4 protein-coding genes and 1 pseudogene are annotated in these 6927 nt (G+C 70.6%); 1 reads left to right on the forward strand and 4 read right to left on the reverse strand.

Going from position 1 to position 6927, the window contains the following annotated elements; translation table 11 throughout:
* Positions 1–2276 (reverse strand): annotated as a pseudogene (locus JHC79_RS20225) (hypothetical protein); the annotation flags it as partial.
* Positions 2277–2394: 118 nt separating this feature from the next.
* Positions 2395–3549 (reverse strand): hypothetical protein, encoded by a 1155-nt coding sequence (locus tag JHC79_RS20230; protein ID WP_296394192.1) that lies wholly within the window; start codon positions 3547–3549, stop codon positions 2395–2397.
* A 128-nt stretch (positions 3550–3677) separates the two neighbouring features.
* Between JHC79_RS20230 and JHC79_RS20235 the strand changes: the two genes are divergently transcribed.
* The gene (locus tag JHC79_RS20235) at positions 3678–3980 is read left to right on the forward strand and encodes a hypothetical protein (protein ID WP_296394194.1); all 303 of its coding nucleotides are present in this window, start codon (positions 3678–3680) and stop codon (positions 3978–3980) included.
* 38 nt (positions 3981–4018) lie between these two features.
* On the opposite strand, the gene eccA is transcribed toward JHC79_RS20235, so the two are convergent.
* Positions 4019–5788 carry a type VII secretion AAA-ATPase EccA gene (gene eccA, locus JHC79_RS20240; protein WP_296394196.1) on the reverse strand — a complete coding sequence of 590 codons (1770 nt, stop codon included), beginning with the start codon at positions 5786–5788 and terminating at the stop codon, positions 4019–4021.
* Between the two features lie 30 nt (positions 5789–5818).
* Positions 5819–6927 (reverse strand): MinD/ParA family protein (locus JHC79_RS20245; RefSeq protein WP_296394198.1); only part of this gene is annotated, 1109 nt, incomplete at its 5' end.

Consider the following 6927-nt stretch of genomic DNA (forward strand, 5'->3'; position numbering starts at 1 on the left):
GCCGCCGCACCGGCTCCCACCGGTTCGGGTCGCGGGGCGGGTGCGGACGGACGGGCGCCGGTGGGCTCCGGCGCGGAGCGAGCGGGGTCTGGGCCCGGTCGTGGCGCGGGTGCTGAATCGGCGGCGGTACGTCCGGTCGTCGCCGGTGCGTCGCCGACGGTGCGAGAACCGGTCGACCGCGGTGTTTCCGAGCCGCCGCCGTGATGACCCGCTCCGGTCGAGGCGGCACCGGCGCCCGTGGTCGGTGTCACTGCCGCCGGGGGTGTGTCATGGCCGGACGAGTTCGCCGGGGCGGACTCTGTGTTCGATGTGTCGTGCGCGGTGGTAGATGTGTCGTGCACAACGGCGGGTGCACCGGAATCGTCCTGGTGGGCAACCGGCGTCGGGTCAACGGCGCGGTCCGGCGTCGGGCCCGTCCCGTCCGGCTGGTGCGAGGGCGTGGTGGTGTCACTGGGGGTGGGGCCGGCCTCGGGCGTCGAATCCGCCGGTGGCCCAGGGGTGTCCGAGGTCGGGTGCGTCGGCGGCGATGAATCGGCGTCGGGTGTCGGGGTGGTCGTCTCCGATGGTGTCGGCCCGGAGTCCGGTGGGGTCGACGAGTCGGACGGGGGCGGCTGATCGCCGTGGTCGATCGTCGCGCCGGACTCGGCCGGGCGGTCACTGCCGCCGGTGTCGGGTTCGGTGGAGCTGCCGTCCGGGTGCGCATCCGACGACGGTGCGCTGCCTGTGGAGTCGTCGTGTCCGATGCCGACCCCGGACGTGTCGCCGCCAGGATCGGCGTGGTGCGCGCCGCTCGCCGGTGCATGTGACGGGGCCGGGCCGCTCGTGGAGTCGCTCGCGGCACCAGTGTTCGTTCCGCCGTCGCTGGGCCCCGCCGCGTCCGTCGCGCCGGTGTGCGCGGCAGCGGGTGCAGCGGTGTCCTGGGGGGCTGCGACCGGACCGCTGTCGGATCCCGACGGCGACGCGGACGCCGATGCGCCGTCATCCGACTGCGGTGCAGACGAATTCGCGGGTGTCGCGGAGTCGTCCGGAGTCGAGGTCGAGCTCGAATCCGAATCGCTCCCGCCCGCCGTCGTTGAACCGTCGTTTGCTCCCGGCGCGTTCGAATCGGACGCGCCGTTGATCGTCGACGAGCTGTCGCCAGTGCCCTGCGGTGACCCGCTCGCGTCAGCGGGCCCGCCGGACCCCGCGGAGCCGTCACCCGCGGCCGAGCCGCCGGTCGTCGAGTCGGATGTCCCGGTGCCGTTGGCAGGTGGCCCCGAGCCGGGGTCGGTCGCTCCGCCGCTACCGCTGGGCGGCGTGGACGAACCGTCCGGTGGAGGTGTACTGCTGCCCTCGGTCTTCCACCCCTTGGCAGCGCCGCCCAGCCCGCCGCCGGCCGCACCGCCGATGAGAGAGATGCCCGAGAACGGGTCGCCGAGCGCCACACCGACCCCGCTCGAGGCCGCCGCTTGCACGACGCCCCCTCCGGCCCCGTCGATGGTGTTCTTCGCCCAGGTGGTGGCGGCACCGCCGTACTTCTCCCAGTCCGCCCCCTTGCCGGCGAGCTTTGTGGTGATCGCATCGGCCTGAGATTTGGTGAACCCCTCGAGGTAATGCCCGGCGCCACCGCCGACTGCACCGCCGGCAAGGCTGGTGGCCGCGGTCTTACCGAACTGCTGCCAATCGAAACCATCGCGCTTGCCTGCGGCCATCTGGCCCAGCTGAATCGCGGCATCCTGGCCGGCGCCGAGGACGAAGTTGACCGCCGCACCCTTGGCCATCGCCAACGCGACCTTGCCCGCCACGTTCCTGCCGATGGCCTCGATCAAGTTCTTCAAACCGATTCCGACGGCGGTTCGTGCCACCGCCTGAAAGACAGGGATCGACGAGAGTGAGGCGCCGAAGGACCAGAACGCTGAGGCGATGGCCCAGGCGATCTGCGCCGCGAGCAACGCCAACGCCGCGTAGAACGAGATCTTCGTGTACTCGATCTGGGTGGCCGACGAGTCGGACATCTTCCCGGCGTTGCGGGCCGCCTCGGCCAGTTTGTCCATCGAGTAAGCGCCGGTGAGCATCTCGGTGAAGACCTTCTCGAGTGACTCGGAGGTGGCACCCTCGAGGCCGCTCTGTACCGTCCGCGCGGCCGCGTCGAGGTCGGGTGCGACATCCTCGAGCGATCCCGCAGCGTTCTGCCACGCCTCGCCGATGCGCCGCATGGCGTCTTCGTCGCCCTCGGGCCATTCCATGCCGATGATGTAGCCGAGCCACCGGAACTCCTCGGGGAACTGCATCGTCATGCGATGCCCCTCCCGTCCGTCCGCCCCGTCGGTCCACCCCGCAGATGTTGCCCAGGGGAAGGAGTGTACGACGGAGACGCGATCCGGTCAGCGCGGACACGTGTCGGTGTCGAGCGCCTTACGGGGCGAGGCATCCGGCCATGTCGAGTTGATACACGGCCCGGTCCATCACGGCCGTGTCTGTGCCCGGGTTCAACGCCTGGAGGGTCGCTCGTGTCGCGGTGCCGGCGACGCAGGAGCCGACGAACTCGACAGCGGCCTCCGGTTGGCCGGTGAGCTGCGCGATCACCGAGGTGGCGGTGTCGTCGGACCAGACCGCGGGTAGAGCGGGTGCGTAATCGGCCGGTGCGGGGGCGTCACCGCGCCACCACCGATCGCCGTCGAACCAGAAGCAGAACGACAGCAGGCCCGACCCGGCTCGGGGGTTGAGTACGGCGTCGGTCACCCAGGCGGGCGCGCCTCGGTAGGGCTGCGAGGCCGGAGCATCGTCGAGATGCGTTGCGAGCAGACGTGGATCGGCCGCGATACCGCCGGAGAGCACCGCGCGCCCGCCGGGTAGGCGGGCCAGGGTCGAGCCGCCGTGGGAGGCGCCCTGGAAGACGGCGTTGGCGGGGCGCATCCGAGGGCCCCAGGGATCGGTCATGACGACGAAGGCGGCTGACAACGCCGCCCATCGAGCCCAGACCGCGTTCAGATGGTCGAGTACGTCTACCGGTGTCGGGGTGACGCCCGCGGCGTGGTCGGCGCGAGCGGCGTCGGCCGCCGACTCGGCCGAACGGAGTTGGCGGTCGGCGTGAAAGGCATGGGCTGCCAACCACCACGGGAGGCGCACCGACGGATCGCGGTTGCACTCCTCGCGGTACACCTCGGGCACGAAGACGAACGCCGTGTCGAACGGCTCGTCACCGTGGTCGGGGACGAGGTCGGTGACCACGCCGTCGCGGCCGCCGAACGACAGTCGTAGCCACGGTCCGCGCCCCGGTGCCCGGGTGAGTTCGCGGTGACGCGCGAGCGACTCCCACAGAGCGGCGTCCGGGGCCACCTGCACCGCGGCATCGCCGCGTTCGGCGACGATTCGCGCCGTGCGGGCGTCAGCCGCCATCGCGACGATTCCCCCCAACCGCTCCCACCCGTGCGGTGCGACGCGGTCCAGTCCGGTGCGGATGTCCTTGTCGACCGCCGCGGTCCCGTTCGTCTCCGCGTCGGCGTCGGGGCGCGGAGCCGGCGTCGAGTTCCCGAGTGAGAGGGGCACGTCCGGATCGGGCATCGTCACGCGGCGAACCGTAAACCGTGCTGCGGAACCGGTGCAAGACCTGTGGTGTCGCGCGCAGGCCAGACAGGGCGGGAATGGTTCGGTAGGGTAACGGCCACGTAGTCGTCGAGTCCGGGAGCGTGGACACCATGGCAGATCACACACAGGTCGATGTCGAGACCGTCCGGTCGGGCGCGGCGGCCCTGCAGCAGGCGTCGGATCGCATCCAGACCATCGGCAACACCCTGCGCTCGGCGCTGGAGGCCGAAGGGCAGGCGTGGGGAGCCGACAAGCCCGGGACCACGCATGGCATCGGGTACGACAAGCAGACCCAGGAGAACATGGACGCGGTCGAGAACCGCTTCGACACCACCGCCTCCTACGCCGAGAACATCCAGACCGCGGCGGACAACTTCGTCTCCCAGGAAGACGCCAACACCCAGTCGTTCTGATCGGTTGGTGTGCTCCGACCGACTCGGCGGCGTGGGCGTCACCGCGTGATCGTCGACAGGACGCGTCGCACGCCGACATCGAGATCGGTTCGCTCGATGCGCATCAACGCGTCGGAGTCGAGGTCACCCGGCGGCGTGTCGCCTCCCGCGAGGCGGTGCTCACGCTCCTCCTCGGCCGCCTCGATGACGTTCCGGACGAACCGTCCGTTACCCGCCACATCGATGAGACGGCGCTCCGAGTCCGACGTCGACGACGTCTCACACAGCCGGGCCGTGTGCTCGACGAGGGCGGCCTGCGCCTGAGGACTGAGCACGGAGTCTCGGCGCTCGGCGATCACGTCGCCGATCGCACCCAGCTCGGCCGGGGTGTAGGACGGGAACCGGATCCGGCGGGAGAACCGTGACGCCAGTCCGTCGTTGGAGGCCAGGAGACGGTCTATCTCGCCGTCGTAGCCGGCGATGATGACCACCAGCCGGTCGCGATCGTCCTCCATCCGCGCGATCAACGTGTCGATGGCCTCACGGCCGAACGCGTCGCCGCCGGACAGGCCGGTCTGGATCAGCGAGTAGGCCTCGTCGATGAACAGCACCCCGTCGAGCGCACGATCGATCACCGCGCTGGTACGGGGAGCGGTGGACCCGAGGTGCGAACCCACGAGATCGCGTCGGCTGCACTCGACCACGCGGTCGGTCTTCAGGATGCCTACGCCGCAGTAGATCTGCGCCACGATGCGGGCAATGGTGGTCTTGCCGGTCCCGGGCGGGCCGGTGAACGCGAGGTGATGGCTGCGCACCGTGCTCGACAACCCACGTCCGGCTCGGATGCGGGCGAGTTGCGCGCCGGAGCGGATCTTGTCCACCTCGTCCTTGACCTCGGCCTGGCCCACCTGTCGGTCGAGCTCACGGCGCGCTCGCTCGAGGAGCTCCTCGTTGACCGCCCCGACGGAGGCGGCCTGCGGGATCGACGACGGATCCCACCGGTCCGTGCGGGAGGCGATCTCCTCCTTCGAGGTGGTGAACAACCGGAACCCGGTGTTGTTCAGGGCTTTCGCGTTGTCGGCGAAGTCTGGATCGCGGACGTAGACCGTCTCGAACATGGTCCGCGCGCGAGCCTCGTCGCCGGACTCGCGAGCGTTGAGACCACGGGTGTAGGTGGCCACGGTCGACAGGTCCGGCAGCGGACCCGACTCGGCCGAGGAGAGGAGACGCTCGGCCTCGCCGAACAGCCCGAGATGGGCGCACGCCGACCCCAGCATGAACTCGGCGGTCGCCCGGACCGGGGCGTCGTCCCACTGCGACGCGCCGCGTAGCGCGGTCAGCACGTCGGGCCACCGCGCGGTGCGAAAGTGCAGCAGCCCTCGGGCGAATCGCACGAACTGTGCTGACTGGTCCGGCGCGTCGTCGAGGACGCCCTCGGCCTCGTCGTACTCGGTGGCGAGGATCATCTGGCAGGCGAAGGCGGCGCACGCCTCCGCAGCCGTCGACACGGGGTGGTCGACGTACATCCCCGTGGACACGCGACCGTGCAGTGTCCCGGGATCGAGGCCGAGTCGACGCTGCTCGCTACCGATGGCGTCGCGCCGACTGTGTAGGTGGACCACCACCTCCGATTCGGACTCTCCCGTGGCCAACAACCCCAGCCAGGCGTCGGCCATCTCCGGGGCGTACTCGATGGCCCGTCGAAAAGCCAAGGCGGCGTAACGCAGGTCGCGCTCCGCCTCGTTCCCGTCGATCGCGATCCCGCACGCCAGGACGCCCGCGTCGAACACCCGGCGGGCCTGACGTAGGTCGCTCTGCGGCTGGTTCATGGCGTCTCGCCGCGTCCTACCGGTGACCGGCTACATCCCATCGCGCATCGTGGCCGCGAAGTCCTCGGCCACCGTGGCGGCCAACTCGACGAACGCGCGTCGCGTGTCCCGGTTGAGCAGCTCGAGGTCGATCTCGGCCCCTTCGGCCAGATGCTGGTCATACGGCACGATCTGGACCGCGCGTGTCCGGGCCAGGAAGTGTTGCGCGAGCTGGCCGATGTCGATGGTGGTGGTGCCCCGACGCGGTCCGCTGAGCACCACGATCGCGCGCGACACCAGGTGGCCGTACCCGTGCGCCTGCAGCCAGTCGAGGGTGGCGCTCGCGCTGCGCGCGCCATCCATGGCCGGCGTCGACACCAGGATCAACGCCTGCGCCATGTCGAGCACGCCGTTCATCGCCGAGTGGCTCAGACCGGTACCGCAGTCGGTGAGGATGATGTTGTAGAACCGCTGCAGCACCCGCATGACGCTGCGGTAGTCCTGCTCGCCGAATGTCTCGGCGACGGCCGGATCGCGTTCGGAGGCAAGCACTTCGAGTCGGCTCGGGGCCTGCGACGTATGTGCCCGGATGTCGGAGTAGCGGAAGATCGAGTCGTCCATCAGCACGTCGCGCACCGTGGACCGCGTCTGCTGCGGGACACGCTGCGCCAGGGTGCCCAGGTCGGGGTTGGCGTCGACCGCGATGACCCGATCGCCGCGGAGATGGGCGAACGTCGACCCGAGGCCGATGGTGGTGGTGGTCTTGCCCACGCCACCCTTGAGCGACAGCACCGCCACGCGGAAGTCGCCGCGTACCGGCGCGTTGAGCCGGTGTACCAACTGGTCGTAGTACACCGTGTCGCGGGAGTCACCGGGATTCAGATGTCCGCCGGAGATGCGGTGGACCGTCCGCCGCCACCCCGCCTGCGGCGCGCGACGAGCCTTGCGTAGCAACGCGTCCGCGTCGAGCTGTGCCTGCGTCTGTGGTGGACCGAACCCGGGTGGGCCCTGCGCGAAACCGGGCGGTGGGTATCCGCCGCCCTGACCGGGATAGGGCATCTGCTGGCCCGGCGGCGGACCGGTCGGCGCGCCCTGCTGGGGCCATCCCTGGTTCTGGTCACGCTGTTGCTGCGGCGGCGGGCCGGGGTACGCGTTCGGGG

The sequence above is a fragment of the Williamsia sp. genome, assembly GCF_016462415.1.
In the GTDB taxonomy this organism is placed as follows: Bacteria; Actinomycetota; Actinomycetes; order Mycobacteriales; family Mycobacteriaceae; genus Williamsia_A.